The sequence below is a fragment of the Rhizobium sp. P1_C7 genome (genome assembly GCF_056406295.1).
The window spans coordinates 153,880-174,982 of sequence record NZ_JBFUAL010000006.1 but is presented as its reverse complement, the minus strand read 5'-3'; the positions used below and the strand labels follow the sequence as shown (position 1 = coordinate 174,982).

The following is a 21,103-nucleotide window of genomic DNA, read 5'->3' as shown; positions in this document are numbered from 1 at the left end:
AAAAGGCCCGGCTTGGGCCGGGCCAGTCGCATCACTGGGGAGTAATCTGTCTCAGGCCGATGCGGCCATGTAGGGATCGGCGCTGACGAGCGCGCTGCGAAGCTTCTCCATGGCGCGGCTCTCGATCTGCCGGACTCGTTCCTTGGAAATCCCGAGGTCGGCTCCGAGCTCCTCAAGCGTTGCGCCATCTTCAGCCAAGCGGCGAGCGCTGATGATCTTCATCTCGCGTTCGTTCAGGTGCTTGAGCGCCGAGGCAAGCCAGACACGGCGACGTTCGCCGTCGATCATGTTTGTTACCTGCTCATCCGGTAGAGGCTCGTCGCTGACGAGGAAATCCATCTTCTCCGCGCTGTCTGCATCGCCGGACACGGATGGCGCCTGGAGGGACGCGTCGTTGCTCGATAGCCTTGCATCCATTGTTTGCACGTCGGACAGGCTGACGCCAAGAGCGGCTGCGATCTCCTGGTGGATCGACTGCAGCGTCAGCTGCGTATCGCCCTTGGCAAGCTTGGCGCGAAGCCGGCGAAGATTGAAGAAAAGCGCCTTCTGTGCCGAGCTGGTGCCCCCGCGGACGATCGACCAGTTGCGAAGGATGTAATCCTGTATGGAAGCGCGGATCCACCAGCTTGCATACGTTGAAAATCGGACGTCGCGCTCCGGTTCGAAGCGGGCGGCCGCTTCCAAGAGGCCGACATAGCCTTCCTGCACCAGGTCGCTCATCGGCAGCCCGAAATTGCGAAACTTTGCGGCCATGGAAATCACAAGTCGCATATGCGCCATTGCAATCTGGTTGCGGGCGCCGCGGTCTTCGTTGTGTTTCCACCGAACTGCCAGATCGTGCTCCTCTTCGCGAGCAAGATAGGGAGCCGCCATGGCTATCTTGATCATGCGCCGGTCTGCAGACATGTTCTTCATATCGGTCTCCTGAATTCAGGCTTTAAGCCCCAAAAGGGCAAACAATGTTTGCTTCCGGGCATCGCTGTCCGGATCAAATGCATGGCTTGATGATATGAAGGCCTCGAACTCTGGACGTTTCCGGATGAGGCCCTAGTTTAAAGCTAAGAGTTCGTCATATAGGCAGGCCGGATCGGTTTCGTCACTTTGCCAAACAGGCAAGATGTGCAAGGCATGATCCGCTCCTCATCGAATATTGACTTGAAAGCGAACGTCCGCGGGATCGCTTTCCCGAAGAAGTCCGCACTGACAAGTAAGAAACGTGCGAACTCGGAAAAAGTTCCAATAAAAAACCCGGCTCGAAGGCCGGGTTTTTTGCATGAGAAGGAAGCGTCAATCAGGCAGCTTCATCCTGAGTTTCGTCTTCTTCAATTGCCTTGCCACGCTTCGGACCCTTGTTCAGGTTCGTCTCGACAAGGCGCACGGCTTCGGTTTCCGACATCTTGTTCACAGCAGCGATTTCTCGTGCCATGCGATCAAGCGCAGCTTCATAAAGCTGGCGCTCGGAATAGGACTGTTCCGGCTGGTTTTCGGCACGATAGAGATCGCGCACGACTTCCGCGATGGAAATCAGGTCGCCGGAATTGATTTTGGCATCGTATTCCTGCGCACGGCGGGACCACATGGTGCGCTTGACGCGCGCCTTGCCCTGCACGACCTTCAATGCACGCTCTACGAAGTCGGTTTCAGAAAGCTTGCGCATGCCAATGCTCATGGCCTTCGCAACCGGCACCTTCAGCCGCATCTTGTCCTTCTCGAAATCGATAACGAAAAGTTCGAGCTTCATGCCGGCGACTTCTTGCTCTTCAATGGCGCTGATGGTACCGACGCCATGAGCGGGGTAGACGATCGATTCACCGGTTTTGAAACCATGGCGTGCTGCGGAAGGCTTTTTCTGCTGGGTCGTCATTCTTATCAAAAACTCCCTGTTACGCTTCCGGCAGAAGCCGGAGCCGGGTCAGTCAGGCCCGGATGAGACGGTCGGATCCGTCGGGTGACTTTACTTCTGGTCCCACCGGGCAGAAGCAAACAGACTCAGTCACGCGATCTTGGGACCTGACAGCTCAAGGCGTTGATATGTCACGGAAACCGCGTGTGGATTTGTTTGCTTTCGTGGTGGTTTTGGGGCATGCGACATGCCGCAAATGGATCAGTGTTAGAAAATCTACCACAAAAATATGAGGAAATCAATAATTTACTGCGCATGAGTCATGCGGGCAACACAGGTCACCCATTTGCCCGGAGCAGATTCATGGCCGTGTTGTCAAGCCGTGAACCCGGTGTCAGGGTCTCGGCTTCACCGTTGCGATCAATCGCCAGCGCCCGGCTTTTCAGAAAAGTACTTTTCGAACTTTCCGGTCTCGCCGTCCATTTCCTTGGCCTCGGTCAGCGCTTCCTTCTTGACGGTAATGTTCGGCCAGACGCTTGCATACTCAGCGTTTATCTTCAGCCACTTGTCCAAGCCCGGCTCTGTATCCGGCTTAATTGCCTCCGCCGGACATTCCGGCTCGCAAACGCCGCAATCTATGCATTCATCGGGATGAATGACGAGGAAATTCTCGCCTTCATAGAAGCAGTCCACAGGGCATACTTCCACGCAGTCGGTATATTTGCAGCGAATGCAGTTGTCGGTCACGACGTAGGTCATGAAGAACTCCAGGTATTTCACGCAGGCGGGGCCGGGCAACCTGGAACGTCGCGCCTTTCCCTAGCCGAAGGGTCGCGTTGACAGGCTGGGAGGCCGTCACGCAATCCGGCAAGTTGTGTGTGAAGTATCGGCTTTGGTGGCTGATTTCAAGAATAAACCGATCGCAAAAACACTTGGTTTGGAGAGAGTTTTCTAATCTTCCTCCGACATCAGTCTGTCGATTGCGCGCCGTTCCTTTTTCGTCGGTCGGCCCGCGCCCGCCGAGCGGGTAGCCTGGTCAAACGCGGTGAGGCGTTTTGTCTCATCCGGTGGCGGTGTCAGGTCTTCATAGAGGAGTCGCGCCTCCTCGAAGGGCCCGCGTCGCTCCCCAGCTGACTTAACGATCAGAACGACGTCGCGCCGGTCAAGCGAAAGCTCGACCTTGTCGCCGGGTTTGACCATCTGGCTTGGCTGCGCAACGCGCTCGCCGTTGATCCGCACATAACCGGACTGAATGTGGCTTTGTGCCAGCGAGCGCGACTTGACCATGCGCGTGAAGAACAGCCATTTGTCGATGCGCTGGCGCGAACCGCTTGATGGCTGTATCTCCCCGCCCATCGATTACTTCTTCATCTGCTCCTTCAAGGCAGCGAGCTTGGCGAACGGAGAATCCGGATCGATCGGCTTTTCCTTGCGCGGGGGCTTTGCCTCGAAGCGCAGCGGCTGCGAGCCGCCACGATTGTTGTTGCGGTCGTTACGGTCCTTGCGATCACCGCGATCCTGACGGTCGCCGCGCTGTTCGTTGCGGTCGCCGCGTCCCTGATTGGGCTTTCCGCCGTCCTTGCCGCGATGCTGGCGGTTGCCATCGCGGTTTTCCGCTCCCTCGCCGCCGCCCTGGCGACGATGTCCCTGGCCACGGTCCTGGCCCTGACGCTCCTGTCCCTGGGCCTGGCCGCCACGGCGATCACCATGACGAGGCTGGCGCTGGTTGTCGGTGCGGCCACCAAGACGCCAGAGCAGAACCGGCTTCGGCTCTTCAGCCTCCGCACCTTCAACGGCGACTGCTTCTGCGGCAACATTTTCGGACGCCGCTGCTGGCGCTTCGGCAGTTGTCTCTTCCGATGCGCTGTCGGCATCGTCGTGATCGGCCTTCTCGGCGCTTTCGTCGGCGATTGTCTCGGCAACTGCCGGGGCAGCGGACGCGTCCTGCGTGGAGAGGTGCGCTGTTGCCTCCTCCGCCTTCACGGCATCGGCGCGATAGCCGAGGCCCTTGAGGATTTCTTCCATGTCCTCGAGCGTGGCGCCGAGAATGGAAAGCATGGCAGTCGTCGTCGTGAAACGGCGGCCGTCATAGGCGCCTTCCGGACGATTCGGCTGACCAGGCTTCCACTGCAGGAGCGGCCGGATGATGTCGGCGAGACGCTCCAGAATGTCGATGCGAACAGCCCGTTTACCGAGAAACCGGAAACCTGCAAGCTTGTAGAACATCCGTTCGAAGCCAGGATCGGTGACGACGGAGGTCCGACCGGCCGCCAACACTGGGATGAGATCTCCATAGCCGGTCTTTTCGAGACCGTCGTTTTTCAAAGCCCAGAGCAGCGTGATGAGCTCAGCCGGCGCTGGCTTCAGGAGAGCCGGAACGAAGATGTGATAGGCGCCGAAGCGAACGCCGTAGCGGCGCATCGATGCACGGGCATCCTGATCGAGCGACTTGACCTCCTCCGTCACGTCGCGACGGAAGAGCACGCCAAGGTTCTCTACCAGCTGGAACGCGAGACCCTTTGCAAGGCCCTGCAGGTCTTCGGCGCGCGACAGGTCGTCAAGCGGCTTCAGGACCGTGCTGATGTGGTGGTTCACAAACCGCTCAACGCGCGCCGAAACATGGTCGCGCGCATTGCCCGTCAGCTGCTCGTCCGCAAGAAGGATGACGCGCGGGCGCATGATGTGATCACTACCCGTCAGGCGCGCAACCGGATCGCCCAGCCAACGGATCAAACCATCCGCGCTGATTGCCAGATCGGCATTGCCGGCTGCGTGAATACGCGCTGCGCGCGCCTCGAATTCAAGAGCAAGCGCCTTTTGCGAAGCAGTTTGAACCGCCTTGGCGTCCGGCCCGTCCGCTCCCGATACAGGCGTGAACCGGAATCCGGATAACTGCCCTACATGATGTCCTTCAACGAAGACATCGCCATTTACACTGATTTCAGCTTCCAGCATCGCATTCTCTCTCAGGCGCTTCATGAGCACAGATGTCCTGCGATCAACAAAGCGTTTCGTCAACCTTTCATGTAACGCATCGGACAATCGATCTTCGATTTCCCGCGTCTTTTCCTGCCAGTGTGTCGGATCGGCAAGCCAATTGGGCCGATTCGATACATAGGTCCACGTCCTTATCTGCGCGATTCGCGCCGAAAGCGTGTCAATCTCACCGTCCGTTCGATCGGCGCGGTGCACCTGTTCTGCAAGAAAGTTCTCATTCACCGTGCCATAGCGCACGAGATCGGAAAAGAGGGTGGAGATAAGATCCGCATGTTGTGCCGGTGTAATACGTCGATAGTCCGGCAGCGCGCATGCTTCCCACAGCTTTTCGACCCGCGCCGGCGTGTTGGCAAGATCAATGATCTCCGGATAGCGCGACAGCTGTTCAAGCGCCTGCTGGTCAACAGCCGGCAAAGCGCGCGTCAGTCCGGAAACGCGCGGACTGGTCTCAAGACTCGCCCGCAAAGTCTGGATGGACTTGAAATCGAGGTCCGTGGTCCGCCACTGCAGCACCTTGACGTTGTCGAACTGGTGGCCCTCGATGCGCTGGACGAGCTCTTCGTCGAAGGGTTCCACCTGGCCGGTGACGCCGAAGGTGCCATCGCGGAGATGACGGCCGGCGCGGCCGGCGATCTGGCCCAGCTCGGCGGGATTGAGATTGCGAAATTGATAGCCGTCGAACTTCCGATCCTGCGCAAAGGCGACATGATCGACATCGAGATTGAGGCCCATGCCGATGGCATCGGTTGCCACAAGATACTCGACGTCGCCTGCCTGGTAAAGCGCGACCTGCGCGTTGCGCGTACGGGGGCTCAGCGCCCCCAGTACAACTGCCGCGCCGCCGCGCTGCCGGCGGATCAGCTCGGCAATTGCGTAGACCTCGTCAGCCGAGAACGCAACGATTGCGGTGCGTTGGGGCAGCCGGGTGATCTTTTTCTGGCCGGCGTAAAACAGGTGGGAAAGGCGGGGCCGTTCGACGATGGTCACGCCCGGCAGGAGCTGCTGCAGGATCGGGCGCATCGTGCCGGCGCCGAGCAAAAGGGTTTCGTCGCGACCGCGCAGGTGCAGGATGCGGTCGGTGAAGATGTGGCCACGCTCCAGATCGCCTGCCAGCTGGACCTCGTCGATGGCGACGAAGGCGGCCTTCGTCTCGCGTGGCATTGCTTCAACGGTGCAGACCGAAAACCGTGCATTGGGAGGCGATATCTTCTCCTCGCCCGTGACCAGAGCGACGTTCTGCACGCCGACCTTCTCGACGACACGTGTGTAGACCTCGCGCGCGAGCAGACGCAATGGCAGGCCGATTACGCCGGTGCCGTGGGCGACCATGCGTTCGATGGCATAATGCGTCTTGCCGGTATTGGTTGGACCGAGCACCGCGGTCACGCCGCGCCCGCTCAGTATCATGGGCTGCGATGTCAGTGTCATTGTCCTGCAGATGAGGCGACCACCTCGGAATAAACTCAGCTCCTCACTGAAGCAGACCCACACATGGACAGCCGCTCGGCCAAACGCAAGGGCTGACATGTGGATTTCTGCTGCGCGAATAGCTTGCATATTACCTGTTTGGCGATTCAGAACAGTGCGAGAACGAATCAGAGACGAATCGCTGACTCCCGCTGATTCAGTGTTTGTTCACGGCTAACTATTGATTTTGAATCACTTTTTCGCACTAGATGCTGAATCTGAAGATTCACGCTTGGCGTGCGGACGTGCCTCAATTCTTGTTGGCGAGCACCTGCCGGGCCGTTTGTGTTTTTGGGGTACGGTGTTTGAACGAACCCGACGACCGGCTCCGCCAATGTGTCGATCAAAGGCGGAACAAACAGCAGACGAATCGGCGACTGCTTTGATTTCAGGGTTTGTTCACGGCAACATGTTGTAGACGATTGACTATTTAACCATAGGGGGCGGATGTCCCGGCAGGGCGTCAAACCCTGTTTCCCAGTCGGCCCTGTGAATTCGGGCCGTAGGCCGCAAAATGGCGCAATGAATCGAGCGGAATATGTCGGCGGAACAAAAATCTAATTTGCGTGTTTCTTCCTCATTCAAACTCGTAATGCGCTGAGGTCACCGGATATGCTTGGAACGATACTGCTTATTATCCTTATTCTGCTTTTGCTCGGGGCCCTACCAAATTGGGGTTATAGTCGGGGGTGGGGCTATGGACCTTCCGGTGGTTTGGGGCTAGTTCTCGTCATTATTATTATTCTTGTACTGATGGGCCGTATCTAACCGCCCGAAAAACCTGGGAGAAATTGTCATGATGAAGAAAATTGTTCTCATTGGTGCCTTGGTCGGTGCGCTCGCATCCTGCACGGCGACGGAACAGGGTACTGCGATTGGCGCAGGCAGCGGCGCTATCATCGGCGGGGCAGTCAGTCATAGCTGGGGCGGCGCGGCAATCGGCGCCGTGGCCGGTGGTCTTGCTGGCGCTCTTATCGGTCACTCGGTCGAACGCCGGGGTTACTGCGTGTATCGTGACCGGTACGGTCGTCGCTACGAAGCACGTTGCCCGTGAGACCATACAGGCAGTCGGCAGTGATAGCCGTCGGTGCCTTCATATGTGTAAATTAAATAAAGGCGTCGGTTATCCGGCGCCTTTTTTGAATCGTGCGCTTGCTAAGTACCTGCAAACAAAAAGGCCGCATCGAGAACGACGCGGCCTTAAGGTAACGGTATTTCCTCGAAATCAGTCTTTCGCACGCTCGACGTAGGAATTGTCTTCGGTGGCGATGACGACCCGCGTGCCAGCGTTGATGTGTGGCGGCACCAGAGTGCGTACGCCGTTCGACAGCATTGCAGGCTTGTAGGAAGATGATGCCGTCTGACCCTTGACGACCGGTTCGGTCTCGGAAATCTCGAGCGTCACGTGGCGCGGGAGTTCGAGAGCCAGCGCGATCCCTTCGTGCATCGAGAGAACGCAGGTCATGCCTTCCTGAAGATAGGCCTTCTGGTCGCCCATTGTCTCGACGTCGACCACGACCTGATCGTAGTTGACAGGGTTCATAAAGTGGAAGCCTTCGCCATCTTCATAGAGGAACTGGTGGTTGACGTCTTCTACGAAGGCGCGCTCGACCTGCTCGGTGGTGCGCCAACGCTCGGAGACCTTGACGCCATCGACGATGCGGCGCATGTCGACCTGGGTGACCGGTGTACCCTTGCCCGGGTGAAAGTTGTTGGCCGTCAGAACGACGTAAAGCTTGCCGTCCACATCGAGGACGTTGCCCTTGCGGACAGAAGAGGCGATGACCTTGACCATAAGACTTCCTTGTAACTCGGCTTTTGGCGTCGTAGAGGACTGTCGAAATAGCCCCGGAGACGCAATTAGTTGTTCTTTGGGGGCGCAACTAACCTAAAATCCGGCAAATAGCCAGCCCTCGCGTTGGCCGATGCGGCGAGGACAGCGTTGAATGAAACCCTCGATCACCAAAGCGTCTCCATGGTGGACGCCGAACGTCCATGCAGACCGCCGTCCATTCCTGATCGGACGAAATGCCGTCCAGGCGGCATTGCGCGGCTACTTCGCGCGCGAGGATTTCATCGAGGTGGATACGGCAACGCTGCAGATCTCGCCTGGCAATGAGACGCATCTTCACGCCTTCGCGACTGAGGCGCTGACCACGGATGGCCAGAAGGCGTCATTTTATCTGCATACGTCACCGGAATTCGCCTGCAAGAAGCTGCTCGCCGCCGGCGAGCAGCGCATCGCCTGTTTCTCGCACGTCTTTCGTAACCGCGAGCGCGGGCCGCTGCATCATCCGGAATTCACCATGCTGGAATGGTATCGTGCGGCGGAAAGCTATGAGAGTCTGATGATGGATTGCGTGCGCATCCTGGCTCTCGCCGCGGAGACGACAAAGGCCGCCACCTTCAGCTATCGAGGCAAAGTTTGCGACCCGTTCGCCGGTCCGGAGCGCATTGGCGTGGCCGAGGCGTTCAAGCGTCATGCGGGCATCGACCTCTTGGCGTCCGTGTCCGCCGACGGTTCCACGGATCGAGCGCACCTGGCAGCGGAGGTGAGGCGCGCGGGAATGCGCGTATCGGAGGACGACGGCTGGGCCGATCTTTTCAGTCGCGTTCTCGTCGAGAAGGTGGAACCGCATCTCGGCTTCGGACGTGTCACTATCCTGGACGAATATCCGGTATCGGAAGCTGCCCTGGCAAGGCCTTCAATGCATGATCCACGCGTGGCGGAGCGTTTCGAGGTCTATGCATGTGGCGTGGAATTGGCGAATGGCTTCGGCGAGTTGACCAATCCCATCGAGCAGCGGCGCCGCTTCGAGCTCGAAATGGCGGAAAAGGCGCGCGTATACGGCGAGACCTATCCGATTGACGAGGACTTCCTCGAGGCGCTCTCGATCATGCCCGAGGCGAGTGGCATCGCCTTAGGATTCGACCGTCTGGCGATGCTCTCGACAGGCGCATCGCGGATCGATCAGGTGCTCTGGACGCCGGTTGCGGAGTACGGACGATGAACATCGTCAAGCCGATCAAGACGCTGGCCGACCTGACAGACGCCGGACTGCTGACCGACAGTAATCGCGCGAGTCTGGAGGAGGTTGCAGCGCGCTATGCCGTTGCTCTTACGCCTTCGGTTTCGAAGCTCATCAATCGAGCCGACCCCGCGGATCCTATCGCCCGCCAGTTCGTTCCTGATGTGGCCGAACTTGTTGCTACGCCGGAAGAGCGCGCCGATCCGATCGGCGACCATGCGCATAGTCCGGTGGAAGGGATTGTGCACCGCTATCCCGATCGCGTGCTCTTGAAGGCGGTTCACGTCTGCCCCGTCTATTGCCGCTTCTGTTTCCGGCGCGAAATGGTCGGACCACAGGGCCTTGGAACGCTGGACGCGGGCGCCATGAAAGCCGCTTTCAATTATATACGGGACCATGACGAGATCTGGGAAGTCATTCTGACCGGAGGGGATCCGCTGGTGCTGTCGCCACGCCGTCTGGCGGAGATACTAGCCGAACTCGCGACCATCGACCACGTGAGGATCGTGCGGTTCCACACCCGTGTGCCCGTCGTCGATCCACAGAAGGTCGATGCGTCGTTAATCGACGCGCTGAAGGCGAGCGGCAAGACGGTTTACGTGGCCCTGCATTCCAATCACCCACGCGAACTGACAGCAGAAGCGCGCGCCGCCTGTGCCCGTTTGGTGGATGCAGGGATCGTCATGGTCAGCCAATCGGTTCTGCTCAAGGGCGTCAACGACGATCCCGCTGTTCTAGCGGATTTGATGAAGGCTTTCGTGGAGACGCGTGTGAAGCCTTACTATCTGCACCATCCGGATCTCGCTCCCGGTACCGGCCATTTCAGGCTGACGATCGAAGAGGGGCAGAAGATCGTCGCGGCATTGAGGGGTCGAATTTCAGGGCTTTGTCAACCAGCTTACATCCTCGACATACCGGGTGGCCACGGCAAGGCGGTGATCGGCGAGCAGGCGATACGGGAATTGGACAAGGGGTGCTACTCGGTTTCCGACTATCAAGGAGAAGAGCACCGATATCCCCCAAGCGACTAAGGCAAGGTGCTTGAGAAGCGTGTTGTTTAAAGACGCTTTCTTGCAGGCTGATAACACTGAAGTCTGCGCCGAAATGTAGCATAAAGCGTTGCTTTTGTTATGTTTACGCTACATTCTTTGCTCCTTTTGGTTGTGTTTTAGGGAATAGTGTAAATACGTTTTAACGACGTCATTTAGGGGAATCTTGGGTTTTCCTGACTAGAGCTGGTCCTATTAAGAGGCGTTGATCGCCCATCGGGATATGATCATCTTGGAGTTAGACGAATGAATACGACAATCCGCGAACTCTTGGCGAAATTCGGAAAACTGCCTGTTTCGGTTGATCAAGTGGCCGATGATGCCGATCTCTATGCTGTCGGCCTCACCTCCTTCGCTTCGGTGCAGCTGATGCTTGGCATCGAGGAAGCTTTCGATATCGAGTTCCCGGACAATCTCCTCAATCGCAAGTCCTTCGCCAGTATTTCGGCGATTGCCAAGACCGTCGACCTTATCAGGGATAGCCGAAAGGTCGCCTAGATGAATTTCGCGGTCAAAATCACGGAAGAAGATCTGAGCGTCAGGATCGCGCGTGTCGCTGCGATCGCGGCAAAGCATGCGGATGCTGTTGATTTTGAAGGTAGATTCCCGCGTGAGGCTGTCGAAGCGATGAAGGCCGAGCGCTTGTTCGGTATTCAGATTGCGGGTCATTTCGGCGGAGAAGGGGCGACGATCGGTCGGATTGCCGAATTGTGCTCGGTGCTGGGCCAGGCCTGTTCCGCTGCCGCGATGGTTTTCGCCATGCACCATATCAAGCTCTGCAGCCTCGTTGAACATGGCGACGCCAGCGACTGGCATCGCGCGTTCATGCGGCGTGTGGCGGCCGAGCAGTTGCTCATCGCATCTGCTACCACCGAAGGCGGCATTGGTGGCAACCTTAGAAACAGCATGTGCGCGATTGAGGTCGATGGTGCGTTCTGCCGCCTGGAGAAGGATGCCACGGTAATCTCGTACGGCTCCTATGCCGACGCAATCATGATCACCTCGCGAGCTCATGCGGATGCCGCCTCCTCCGATCAGGTGCTCACCGTTTTCCTGAGCGATCAGTACACGCTGGAAAGGACGCATGTGTGGGACACGCTGGGCATGCGTGGCACCTGCTCCGATGGTTTTCTCTTCAAGGGCGAGGCGCCTGCCGAACAAATATTGCCAAAGCCTTTCGCCGAGATCGCCGCTCAGTCGATGCTTGCATCGTCGCACCTGTTGTGGAGCGGCGTCTGGTACGGCATTGCCGTCGACGCCGTTGCCCGCGCACAGGCTTTCGTGCGAGCCGCTGCGCGCAAATCACCGGGTGCGCCGCCCCCAGGTGCGTTGCGTCTGGCCGAGGTCTCCAATCTTCTTCAAATGGTTCGCTCCAATGTCGTTGCCGGTCTGAAGGCCTACGACGACGCCAAGTCCGATGCCGACAGGCTGATGTCGATGGGTTTTGCGGTCGCCATGAACAATGTGAAGATCGCCTCGTCCGAGACGATCCTCGAAATCATCAATCACGTCATGCTGATCTGCGGCATCATGGGCTACAAGAACGGCACGCCCTTCAGCGTCGGTCGCCACCTGCGCGATGCCCATTCCGCACAGCTCATGATCTCGAATGACCGCATCCTCGGCAACACGTCGAGCATGCTTCTTGTCCACAAGCAGGACACAAGCCTATTGGGGTGACGACATGGATATGCAGGTGACGTTTCTGGACCGACTCTTTGAATCGGGCCTTCTGATCGATACCGGTGTCGACGGTCTTTACGGACGCAGCGGCCAGTTCGAAGATGTCATTGCCGCCTTCGAGCGCCTGATCGACAGATTCGGCGGTGCCGACGGCGCCGAAGCGATGCGCTTTCCGCCTGGCATGAACCGCGCCTTTTTCGAAAAGAGCGGCTACATGAAGAGCTTCCCGCAGCTCGCCGGGACGGTGCACAGCTTCTGCGGCAGCGAGCTCGATCACGTCAGCCTGCTGCAGTGCATGGAAGTCGGCGACAACTGGACGCAGGAACAGAAGGCGACCGACATCGTTCTGACGCCTGCCGCCTGCTACCCGCTTTACCCCACCATCGCCAAACGCGGCAAGCTTCCGGCAGAGGGAGGTCTGTTCGACCTGCAGTCCTATTGCTTCCGTCATGAACCCTCTCAGGATCCGGCGCGGCAGCAGCTTTTCCGCATGCGGGAGTATATCTGCATGGGCACGGAACAGCATGTCACGGACTTCCGTCAGCGCTGGATGGATCGCGGCGTCGTCATGATGAAGGCCGTCGGTCTCGACGTCACCATCGACGTTGCCAACGATCCGTTCTTCGGTCGAGCCGGCAAGATGCTTGCCAACAACCAGCGGGATCAGAACCTTAAGTTCGAGCTGCTGATCCCGATCACCTCTATTGCCAACCCGACCGCCTGCATGAGCTTCAATTATCATCAGGATGCATTCGGTTCGAAGTGGGGCCTGCATCTCGAGGACGGCAGCGTCGCGCACACGGCTTGCGTCGGCTTCGGGCTTGAGCGCATTGCCCTGGCGCTCTTCCATCACCACGGTCTCGACGTGCATGCGTGGCCGGCCAGGGTGCGTCAGACGCTGTGGGGTTGACCGTGTCCATGGCGTCCGTTTTTCCGGACCTACGCCCCGAAGCGTACACGCCACATGCGTTGCATTCACAGGAGCGCATGTGGCCGGAAACGAATTGCTACGTCGATCTGTGGGTTGAGGTTCTGAGTGTCCTGGGCGCTGCTCCGGAGGCCATGCTCGGCTTTACGCTTAGCCAGGATTTCGAAGGCGATCAGTTCACCTTTTTCAAGGTGCCGCTCGAGGATCTCGAGGCGCTTTATGATATTCGCGTCGCGGAGCTGGCCATTTTCGACCGCGCAGAGCGGCATGTCCAGACACAGATAGGGCGCGGACGCCTGTGCCTCCTCGAGATGGACTCATTCTACATGCCCGATACGCAGGGAACGGCCTACCGGTCGGAGCACGGCAAGACCACTGTCGCGATCAATCGTCTGGATCTTGCCGCGAAGCGGATCGAGTATTTTCACAACGGCGGCTATTTCCAACTTCAGGGCGACGACTTTGAGGGGTTGTTTCATCTTCACCTGAGGGAAGACGGTCCGCCGTTCCTGCCTTACACCGAATTTGCAAAGTTCCCTGCGACAGCACGGGACGCCGGGCAGGTGCGCGCCACATCGCGCCACCTTCTCGACGCGCATTTTCGCCGCCGCCCCGCCGAGAATCCGATCCGTGCTTTCGCCAACGTGTTCCCGCTTCAGGTGAAAGCCGTTGCCGAGCGGCCGTTCGGCTTCTTTCACAAGTATGCCTTCAACACGTTGCGCCAGTTCGGCGCGAATTTCGAGCTTGCCGCCGATCACTTGACGTGGCTGTCGGCAGGTGAATTCTCATCGGCTGCAGAACAGGCAAACCGCATTTCGGAGGTGGCGAAGTCCGTCCAGTTCCAGCTTGCCCGGGCCATAACCCGCAAGAAGTACGATCCCCTGCAGACGGCGCTTGATCCAGCTGCCGATGCGTGGGATTCCATGATGGCTTCGCTCGCGGGGCGTTTGTGAAGCCGGGAGCCTGACCATGCAGGGGAGAATGGCGAGCATTGGCGCGGAGGAAACTCTGCTTTGCGACGGCTGGAATCTGGTGCTCACGGAGCCGGATGCCTGTGCCAATCCGCACGACCTGCCGATGTCTGCGCAGGTCATCGCCGCCGAGGTTCCAGGTACGGTGGCAGCTGCGCTGGAAAAATTCGGATTGTTCGATCGTGAAAATCCGCAACCGCTCGACACCAAGGACGCATGGTACGTCTGCCGGCTTTTCGACGCGCAACCGGGTGAGGTGATCCTTCGGTTCGAAGGGCTGGCGACACTGTGCCACGTGTTCTTGAATGGTCAGGAAATTCTCTTCTCGGAAAGCATGTTCACCATGCACGAGGTTCCTGTCACGCTTGCGGGCGGTGACGAACTCGCCATGTGCTTTCGCGCTCTTGGGCCACGCCTTGCCGAAGGTGGCGCGCGCGCGCGGTGGCGAGCTCAGATGATTACGCCGCAAGGGTTGAAGAACGTCCGCACGACGCTGCTCGGGCGCATGCCCGGCTGGTGCCCGGAGATCCACGCTGTTGGTCCGTGGCGCCCCATCACGGTCGTCCGTCGCGATGTCGTCTCGATCGACAATGTGTCGGTAAGGGCCGTGCTCGAGTCCGACGGCAGCGGCAAGCTCAGTGTTTCGCTCCATACAGATGTCGACAATCCGGAGCTGTCGCTTCGCTGCGGCGAGATCGAGCAGCACTTTGAAAAGGTCGGCGACAAGCTTTACTCCGCCATTCTCAAAATGAAGGAGGTCGAGGTCTGGTGGCCGCACACGCACGGAACGCCGCGCTTGTACGCCTATTCGATCCTTGTCGACGGTGTCGAGCATCGCGTCGGGCAGACCGGGTTCCGCCGGATCGAGCTTGACCGTGGCGCGGATGCAACCGACTTCGCCTTGCATGTCAACGGCGAGCCCATATTCTGCCGCGGTGCGGTTTGGACGACGGCGGATATCGTCCGCTTGCCGGGGAGGCGTGCAGACTATGAACCGTTCCTGCGTCTTGCCGCCGAGGCCGGGTTCAACATGGTCCGGATCGGCGGAACCATGGCCTATGAGACACCGCAGTTCTTCGAGCTTTGCGACGAACTTGGACTGCTTGTCTGGCAGGACTTCATGTTCGCCAACTTCGACTATCCGAAGAACGACAAGACTTTTACGGCACATGTCCACGCGGAGGTCGAGGAGTTTCTGCACGGAGTTCAGGGTTCTCCTTCGCTTGCCGTGCTTTGTGGCGGCAGCGAGATCTATCAGCAGGCCGCCATGCTCGGTTTGCCCGGCGAGTTCTGGACCGGGCCGATCATCGAGGAGATCGTTCCAGCCATTGCGGGTCGGCTGAGGCCGGATGTGCCCTATGTGCCGAATTCGCCTTCCGGCGGGGCAATGCCGTTTTCCAGCAATGCTGCTTTGACGCACTATTATGGCGTCGGTGCCTACATGCGCCCTGTCACGGACGCTCGTCGGGCCAATGTGCGCTTTGCTTCCGAGAGCCTCGCATTCGCGCATGTGCCGCAACAGAAAACCCTGCACCGCTATCTCGATGTGGCGCCAGTCCATAGCCCGCTATGGAAGGCGCGCGTGCCCCGCGACCGCGGCGCCTCCTGGGATTTCGAGGACGTTCGGGACTTTTATCTCAGGGAGCTTTATGACCTCGATCCCACTCGATTGCGACTTGAGAATCGCCAGCTCTACCTCGATATGTCGCGCGCGGTCACCGGCGAAGTCTTGGAAGAGACGTTTGCCGAGTGGCGCCGAAAGGGGTCGAGCTGCAATGGTGCGCTGGTGTGGACACTTCAGGATCTGCTTCCCGGTCCCGGCTGGGGAGTGATCGATTCGACAGGTGAACCCAAGCCGGTCTGGTACGCCATGCGGCGTGCGTTTCGTCCCGTTCAGGTGCTATTGACTGACGAGGGAACGAACGGTCTTGACGTTCACGTGATCAACGAGACCGAATACAGCTTGCAGCTTGATCTCGAAATTGTCTGCTTCAAAAATGGCAAGCAACATGTGGTCAGCGGGGGTCGTATCCTTACGCTGGCGCCCCGAGCCAAACAACGATTTGCGAGTACCGACCTGTTCGGCGCGTTCTTTGACACGACTTATGCATTCCGGTTCGGCCCGCCGTCGCATGATATCGTAGCGGCGCGGTTGCGATTGCCTGATGGCGGCGTCGTCGTGGCCGACGCTTTCTATTTCCCGCTCGGTCGGTCGAAGGCCTTCCACGAAGCGGAAATCCAGATTTCACTGCTGCGCGAGGGCCCTGCGTGGCTCGCCGAGCTTACGACGGACCGGGCGGCGCAATCCGTGCATTTCAGCCTCGACGGTTTCCGGCCGGACGACGACTGGTTTCATCTCGCGCCCGGCGCGCCCAAACGCGTGCGGCTCCATCGGTTGCCCGGCAGAAGCGAAGACGATGTCCCGTCCGGTGAAGTCACTAGTCTCGGCGCGTCGCGATCTTTTGCTTTCTGACCACAAAGGCCGCGATCAGAAACGTCGATGCGATCAATTTCGAAAGATTTTCACACTAGCATGGCCGCCTCTGAACGGCCTTGAGCGGACACGACATGTCGAAGGGAATTATCGCGAATTCTGTTATGAACGGAGCGGCTGGGATGCTGCTGCTCCTGACGGGATTCCTTTCGTCCATCATCACGGCGCGCCTCCTTGGGCCGGAAGCAAACGGCATCGTCGCCTTTTCGCTGTGGCTTGTCGTGACGGGTGCGTCCATCGCTGAACTCGGATCCAGCATCACGCTCTCGAAGACATTACCGCAATTGCAGGCTGAGGGCTTCGATGCACAGCGGCGGCGGGGTTTTGCGTCCCTTCTCGTGACGGTCATGCTTTGCTCAACCCTCGTTCTACTTGCCCTCTACGCGCTCTTCTTTTTGACCTCAGAGGAGATGCACTGGGCAGAGACCGCTCCGGCCGTTGCCTATGTCACCGCTGCACTGTTCTTCATCCAGGCGATCGGTTCGTTCGTCAAATTCTATCTGATCGGCGAGCGCCGCCTCGGCGACTTTTTCAAACTGGCGACCGCCGTCTGTGTCTTGCAGCTCATTGGCGTTGCCGGCGGGGCCGCCTTGTACGGTGTCGTAGGCGTGCTGCTTGGATATCTGATGGGGCAGCTGGTGTTCTTCGTCGCGACGGCACCCATCCTGTTCACGCGACGGGATCGGTGCGAGATTCCGCTGAAGCATCTGGCAGCCTCGTCGGCGGTGCTCTCGGCGCAGTTCGTTATCGACTCGATCTTTTTGAACAGGCTGGAAATCCTCTTTCTGCAGCAGTTCTGGTCCGTGGAAATGGTCGGTTTTTATGCGGTCGGCCTCTCCGTCGCCAACATCGCCCTGCAGCTGCCGATCCAGATGACTGGCAGCCTCTTGCCCTACTACTCCGAGCGGCGCCACAGCAGCGACGATCGAACGCTGCCTGTCGAAGTGTTTTCGGCCGTCACGCGCAGCATGGCCTACATCATCCTGCCGATGAGCTTTGGGCTTGCTGCGATCTCCGGCGAACTGGTGCGCGCGGTTTTCGGCGAGGCGTTTAGCCGAAGCGGCAGCGTCGTGGCGCTGCTGGCCCTTGCTGCGCCCGCCTACACGTTCATGCAGACGCTGAGCCTATACCTCTTGTCCATGGACCGGACACGCGATCGCCTGCGTGTCAGCGTTGTCGGCGGACTTGTCATGACGGTCGGCTGCTTGGCGGTCGTCCCGTTTTTTGCAGCCGAGGGCGCCGCTCTTGTTCGCATCGGCGTTTTTGTCGTCATGTGCGTGATCATGGTCAGGCAGACCGGTTTTGGCAACCAATTGTCCGGCCTATACGTCAGTATTTCGAAAACAGTGATTGCGGCTGCATTTTGTGCGTGTATCGCCATTGCAACTTTACATTTTATAAACGGTTCTGTTGGACTTTTGATCGCCATAGCGGCCGGGGGGCTTGGTTATATTTTTGCGCTCAAGATCCTGAACGTGATTCCGCGTGAGGATGCCGAGGTGATGTTGTCTATCGCTGGGAAAATGCCGTCCTCGTTGCGAGAGACTGCCAAAAAGGCAGTCACGTTTATCGCTCCGTTGTTTTCTGAAAAGGAGGCCGTTGCGCCGACCGGCGAACCGTCGGCGGATCTGGCGGATGGCGCCGGGCGGGATGCGGCATTGCCTTTCGCGTTTGAAGGAACCATCGGCCTCTTCAAGCCAGAAAGTCCGGATGTGCAGAAGCGGTCGACGGCCGTCCTGTTCGTCAATCCCTGGGGCTTTGAGGAAATGTGCAGTCGGAAGTTCTTCCGCGTCGCGGCAGAGCATTTCGCCGATGTCGGTGTCCCGAGCCTTCGGTTCGACTATCTTGGCACAGGCGACGCGCTGGATCTCGGTGACGCGCCGGCGACACTTGCGGTCTGGGAGAATTCAATCGGCGATGCGGTAGAAAAGCTGAAAAACCTCAGCGGATGCAGCCGGGTGGTTCTCGTTGCCCAGGGGCTCGGTGCGACGCTGGTTCAGCGTGCGGGCATTGCGATCGAAGGCGTCGACAGCATTGTCATGCTCGGGCCTGTCTTTAGTGGCCGCGCCTATCTGCGCGAGCTGAGCGCATGGTCCAAGTTCATCAACCTTCATCTCGGATTGGGCGCAGACAACCTTCCCAAAGGCCAGCAGGCGATTGCAGGTCTTGTCATGCCGGACGGTATCGCCGCGGAACTCACGAAGCTCAACATCACTACGCCGGAAAGAATCGCCGCGCCGCGCTATCTCATTCTCGAGCGGCCGGTGCGCTCGCACGATACGACTTTTGCCGACGGCCTGCGGGCACTGGGTGCCGATGTGGAGCAGCGGACATTCGAGGGCTACGACGAGCTCGTGATCGATCCGCTTTTCGCCAAGACCCCGATGGCCACAGTGCACTATCTGGCTGGCTGGCTGGAAGCGAATTCGTCTGTGGACGCCTCTGGCGTTCCGTCGGTCATCGCGATCGAGCCGCAATTGATCGTAGGCGACGGGTTTGAAGACGTCCCCGTGCGTTTCGGCGAGTTCAACCATCTGGTCGGCGTGATCAGCCGGCCGCCGGGTACCCCCACCGGCAATGCCGTTCTCTTTCTGTCGACGGCTTATGACCGACATTCCGGGTGGGGACGGACGATTGTCGATATGGCGCGTGATCTGGCGCGTCAGGGTGTGGTCTCGCTTCGTTTCGATTCCGCCAACGTTGGAGACAGCCCACCGCGTCTGGATGCGCCGGCACAGATCCTCTATTCGCCGACGCAGAGCGAGGACGTGCGTTCCGCGACCGATCTCCTGGAAGGCCTGGGGACCGGCCCTCTCATGGTGGCCGGGCGATGCAGTGGCGGCTACCTTGCCATTCGCGCGGCTGTTTCCGATGAGCGCCTGAAAGCTGCGGTGTCGATCAATCCTTTCGTCTACTATTGGGATCCGAACCAGGCGGTCGAAAAGAAGCACGTCGTATCCGTTCCACGCAGCTTCGAGGACTACGGCCAGCGCATCGCAAGCATGGATACATTCAAGCGACTGCTACGCGGTGAGGTTGACGTCAAGGCTGCGGTCAGGAACGTCGCGATCGCGTTTGCCCGACGCATGTCGGTCCGGATCGCGCCTTTGCTGGAGTACTTGCCGAGCCGGCGTCGTACCGCCGTCGAGGTCAAAAAGTCCTTCCTCGCTGTCGGCAAGAGGAAGGTGCCTTTGACGCTCATTTACAGCGAGGGCGATGTGGGGCTCGAGCACATGTATTTTCATTTCGGCCCGGGCGGGCGCAAGTTTACGCGCTATCCGAACGTGCGGCTGGTGATGCTGCCGGAGGCCGATCACAATTTGACGCCACCTCAATCACGAAAGACGGTACTTGCGGAGATCGTCCGCCTTGCCAAGKCCTGATCAGGCGCCGATCAATTGCTCGTAGACGGCGATATAGCGCTCGGCGACGACATCCCAGGAATAGGCGCGGGCATCTGCAAGAAGCTGCGCCCTGATGTCCGGGCCTTGTGATTGCAGGCGCAAGAACGCAGTCTCGATCGCCAGAGCGGCTGCGACCTTATCCGAGAAATCGGCAAGAAGAAGCTCGTCGTGGCGCGCGCCCAGCGTCGTGAAAGCCTCGTTGCTGTTCAGGACAGGAAGCAGCCCGGCGCTCATCGCTTCCAAGGCGACGAGCCCAAAGCCCTCATAGGCCGAAGCCGAGGCAAATATCGATGCCTGCTCAATGATATTGCGGATTGTGTCGTTGTCCGGCGAGACATGGATCGTGACCGCGTCAGCGATATTCAGCCGGGCGAGGTGATCAGCCAGGTCCTGGCGGCTGAGGTCATACTCGACACCAACGAGATCGAGATGCCAGTCGGGGTCGCGCGCTTTTAGCACGGCAAGAGCCTCGACCAGATTGTCGAGACGCTTGTTGACCGAGAAGCGGCCGATGGTCACGATCCTGCGTCTTGCAGTCCGCGATGCGCTGTCTGCGAATTTGCCGATATCTGCCCCGTTCTCGATGACCATGCTGCTGCCGGGGGCAATCTGCGAGAACTGTCGAAGGTCGGACATGCTGCATCCGATGACCTTGTCGTAGGCCATCGCCGAGAACCGGGTCATGGTCCGAAACCAGACCTTCTTCAACGCTGCGTAGTTCTCGGTATGGAAAAACCCGCCGTGCGTCGTCACTACCATCGGCTTTCGGTGCAGAAAGCGACCCCAGGCGAGCGCATCGAAAAAGAAATCGATGGCATGCACATGGATGAGGTCGGCATCGCCCAAGTGCCGGAAAACCTGGGGGGCGATCGGGTAGCGTGTGCTGCCCGACCAGGGAATGCGTACCACTTCGATGTCGCCGATGTATTCGCGGTGCGGCAGCTTTCTGGCGCGCGCGGTAAACAGCGAATCGAGTGTGACGACGCGAACCCGATACCCCCGTTCGATTGTCTGGCGCGCAAGGTTGGCGACGACGTCTTCCAGACCGCCGCGATTGGGCAGAAACTGGCGTATGACATGAACGATCAGCGGCAGTGAGCCAGCCGACGGTTCAGCGTCGTGGGCATAGGTTTCGGCAGCGGACATGGTTCACCTATGGGCCGCGCCTCGGCGGCCGGGAGCTACGATTGCAGCAACAAGACCGCTGCCAGCGTTAAGGCCGCGTTTACAAGCCGCCG

17 protein-coding genes are annotated in these 21,103 nt (G+C 59.1%); 10 read left to right on the top strand and 7 right to left on the bottom strand.

Annotated elements, in window-relative coordinates:
- Nucleotides 1-51: 51 nt before the first annotated feature.
- From AC1D2R_RS11515 to AC1D2R_RS11495, 5 genes are all read right to left on the bottom strand, one after another.
- A complete protein-coding gene (locus tag AC1D2R_RS11515) occupies nucleotides 52-915 on the bottom strand; it encodes an RNA polymerase factor sigma-32 (protein ID WP_037059020.1) in 864 nt (287 codons plus the stop codon).
- Between the two features lie 376 nt (nucleotides 916-1,291).
- Nucleotides 1,292-1,864 carry a CarD family transcriptional regulator gene (locus AC1D2R_RS11510; RefSeq protein ID WP_037059021.1) on the bottom strand — a complete coding sequence of 191 codons (573 nt, stop codon included), beginning with the start codon at nucleotides 1,862-1,864 and terminating at the stop codon, nucleotides 1,292-1,294.
- 399 nt (nucleotides 1,865-2,263) lie between these two features.
- Nucleotides 2,264-2,602: a ferredoxin FdxA gene (gene fdxA, locus AC1D2R_RS11505; protein ID WP_477967410.1), complete on the bottom strand. Its 339-nt coding sequence runs from the start codon at nucleotides 2,600-2,602 to the stop codon at nucleotides 2,264-2,266.
- Nucleotides 2,603-2,794: 192 nt separating this feature from the next.
- On the bottom strand, nucleotides 2,795-3,199 hold the full coding sequence (locus AC1D2R_RS11500; RefSeq protein ID WP_477967409.1) for an RNA-binding S4 domain-containing protein: 405 nt from the start codon (nucleotides 3,197-3,199) through the stop codon (nucleotides 2,795-2,797).
- A gap of 3 nt (nucleotides 3,200-3,202) precedes the next feature.
- Nucleotides 3,203-6,268: a helicase-related protein gene (locus AC1D2R_RS11495; protein WP_477967408.1), complete on the bottom strand. Its 3,066-nt coding sequence runs from the start codon at nucleotides 6,266-6,268 to the stop codon at nucleotides 3,203-3,205.
- Nucleotides 6,269-6,919: 651 nt separating this feature from the next.
- On the opposite strand from AC1D2R_RS11495, the gene AC1D2R_RS11490 reads away from it, so the two are divergent.
- Nucleotides 6,920-7,075, top strand: a complete 156-nt coding sequence (locus AC1D2R_RS11490) for a DUF3309 family protein (RefSeq protein ID WP_080725438.1) — start codon at nucleotides 6,920-6,922, stop codon at nucleotides 7,073-7,075.
- Nucleotides 7,076-7,103: 28 nt separating this feature from the next.
- Nucleotides 7,104-7,361: a YMGG-like glycine zipper-containing protein gene (locus AC1D2R_RS11485; RefSeq protein WP_477967407.1), complete on the top strand. Its 258-nt coding sequence runs from the start codon at nucleotides 7,104-7,106 to the stop codon at nucleotides 7,359-7,361.
- 171 nt (nucleotides 7,362-7,532) lie between these two features.
- Here the strand turns inward: AC1D2R_RS11485 and efp are convergent, their stop codons facing one another.
- Nucleotides 7,533-8,102 (bottom strand): elongation factor P, encoded by a 570-nt coding sequence (gene efp, locus AC1D2R_RS11480; RefSeq protein ID WP_477967406.1) that lies wholly within the window; start codon nucleotides 8,100-8,102, stop codon nucleotides 7,533-7,535.
- A 151-nt stretch (nucleotides 8,103-8,253) separates the two neighbouring features.
- Here efp and epmA point away from each other — a divergent pair, with 151 nt between their 5' ends.
- From epmA to AC1D2R_RS11440, 8 genes are all read left to right on the top strand, one after another.
- The gene (gene epmA / locus AC1D2R_RS11475; protein ID WP_477967405.1) at nucleotides 8,254-9,318 is read left to right on the top strand and encodes an EF-P lysine aminoacylase EpmA; all 1,065 of its coding nucleotides are present in this window, start codon (nucleotides 8,254-8,256) and stop codon (nucleotides 9,316-9,318) included.
- Nucleotides 9,315-10,367, top strand: a complete 1,053-nt coding sequence (locus AC1D2R_RS11470) for a lysine-2,3-aminomutase-like protein (RefSeq protein WP_477967404.1) — start codon at nucleotides 9,315-9,317, stop codon at nucleotides 10,365-10,367. The genes epmA and AC1D2R_RS11470 overlap by 4 nt, the downstream gene beginning before the upstream one ends.
- Before the next feature lie 264 nt (nucleotides 10,368-10,631).
- Nucleotides 10,632-10,883, top strand: a complete 252-nt coding sequence (locus AC1D2R_RS11465) for an acyl carrier protein (protein ID WP_477967403.1) — start codon at nucleotides 10,632-10,634, stop codon at nucleotides 10,881-10,883.
- Nucleotides 10,884-12,065 (top strand): acyl-CoA dehydrogenase family protein, encoded by a 1,182-nt coding sequence (locus tag AC1D2R_RS11460; protein ID WP_477967402.1) that lies wholly within the window; start codon nucleotides 10,884-10,886, stop codon nucleotides 12,063-12,065.
- Between the two features lie 4 nt (nucleotides 12,066-12,069).
- Nucleotides 12,070-12,978, top strand: a complete 909-nt coding sequence (locus AC1D2R_RS11455; RefSeq protein ID WP_477967401.1) for an amino acid--[acyl-carrier-protein] ligase — start codon at nucleotides 12,070-12,072, stop codon at nucleotides 12,976-12,978.
- Nucleotides 12,969-13,949 carry a DUF1839 family protein gene (locus tag AC1D2R_RS11450; RefSeq protein ID WP_477967575.1) on the top strand — a complete coding sequence of 327 codons (981 nt, stop codon included), beginning with the start codon at nucleotides 12,969-12,971 and terminating at the stop codon, nucleotides 13,947-13,949. Before AC1D2R_RS11455 ends, AC1D2R_RS11450 begins: the two co-directional genes overlap by 10 nt.
- A gap of 16 nt (nucleotides 13,950-13,965) precedes the next feature.
- Nucleotides 13,966-16,440, top strand: a complete 2,475-nt coding sequence (locus AC1D2R_RS11445; RefSeq protein ID WP_477967400.1) for a glycoside hydrolase family 2 protein — start codon at nucleotides 13,966-13,968, stop codon at nucleotides 16,438-16,440.
- 95 nt (nucleotides 16,441-16,535) lie between these two features.
- Nucleotides 16,536-19,844 (top strand): oligosaccharide flippase family protein, encoded by a 3,309-nt coding sequence (locus AC1D2R_RS11440; protein ID WP_477967399.1) that lies wholly within the window; start codon nucleotides 16,536-16,538, stop codon nucleotides 19,842-19,844.
- Here the strand turns inward: AC1D2R_RS11440 and AC1D2R_RS11435 are convergent, their stop codons facing one another.
- Nucleotides 19,845-21,011 (bottom strand): glycosyltransferase family 4 protein, encoded by a 1,167-nt coding sequence (locus AC1D2R_RS11435; protein WP_477967398.1) that lies wholly within the window; start codon nucleotides 21,009-21,011, stop codon nucleotides 19,845-19,847.
- Between the last annotated feature and the right edge of the window lie 92 nt (nucleotides 21,012-21,103).

What these genes read in the sequence shown, in the direction of transcription:
- AC1D2R_RS11515 (WP_037059020.1), bottom strand. Translation starts at nt 915, where the DNA reads ATGAAGAACATGTCTGCAGACCGGCGCATGATCAAGATAGCCATGGCG.
- AC1D2R_RS11510 (WP_037059021.1), bottom strand. Translation starts at nt 1,864, where the DNA reads ATGACGACCCAGCAGAAAAAGCCTTCCGCAGCACGCCATGGTTTCAAA.
- fdxA (WP_477967410.1), bottom strand. Translation starts at nt 2,602, where the DNA reads ATGACCTACGTCGTGACCGACAACTGCATTCGCTGCAAATATACCGAC.
- AC1D2R_RS11500 (WP_477967409.1), bottom strand. Translation starts at nt 3,199, where the DNA reads ATGGGCGGGGAGATACAGCCATCAAGCGGTTCGCGCCAGCGCATCGAC.
- AC1D2R_RS11495 (WP_477967408.1), bottom strand. Translation starts at nt 6,268, where the DNA reads ATGACACTGACATCGCAGCCCATGATACTGAGCGGGCGCGGCGTGACC.
- AC1D2R_RS11490 (WP_080725438.1), top strand. Translation starts at nt 6,920, where the DNA reads ATGCTTGGAACGATACTGCTTATTATCCTTATTCTGCTTTTGCTCGGG.
- AC1D2R_RS11485 (WP_477967407.1), top strand. Translation starts at nt 7,104, where the DNA reads ATGATGAAGAAAATTGTTCTCATTGGTGCCTTGGTCGGTGCGCTCGCA.
- efp (WP_477967406.1), bottom strand. Translation starts at nt 8,102, where the DNA reads ATGGTCAAGGTCATCGCCTCTTCTGTCCGCAAGGGCAACGTCCTCGAT.
- epmA (WP_477967405.1), top strand. Translation starts at nt 8,254, where the DNA reads ATGAAACCCTCGATCACCAAAGCGTCTCCATGGTGGACGCCGAACGTC.
- AC1D2R_RS11470 (WP_477967404.1), top strand. Translation starts at nt 9,315, where the DNA reads ATGAACATCGTCAAGCCGATCAAGACGCTGGCCGACCTGACAGACGCC.
- AC1D2R_RS11465 (WP_477967403.1), top strand. Translation starts at nt 10,632, where the DNA reads ATGAATACGACAATCCGCGAACTCTTGGCGAAATTCGGAAAACTGCCT.
- AC1D2R_RS11460 (WP_477967402.1), top strand. Translation starts at nt 10,884, where the DNA reads ATGAATTTCGCGGTCAAAATCACGGAAGAAGATCTGAGCGTCAGGATC.
- AC1D2R_RS11455 (WP_477967401.1), top strand. Translation starts at nt 12,070, where the DNA reads ATGGATATGCAGGTGACGTTTCTGGACCGACTCTTTGAATCGGGCCTT.
- AC1D2R_RS11445 (WP_477967400.1), top strand. Translation starts at nt 13,966, where the DNA reads ATGCAGGGGAGAATGGCGAGCATTGGCGCGGAGGAAACTCTGCTTTGC.
- AC1D2R_RS11435 (WP_477967398.1), bottom strand. Translation starts at nt 21,011, where the DNA reads ATGTCCGCTGCCGAAACCTATGCCCACGACGCTGAACCGTCGGCTGGC.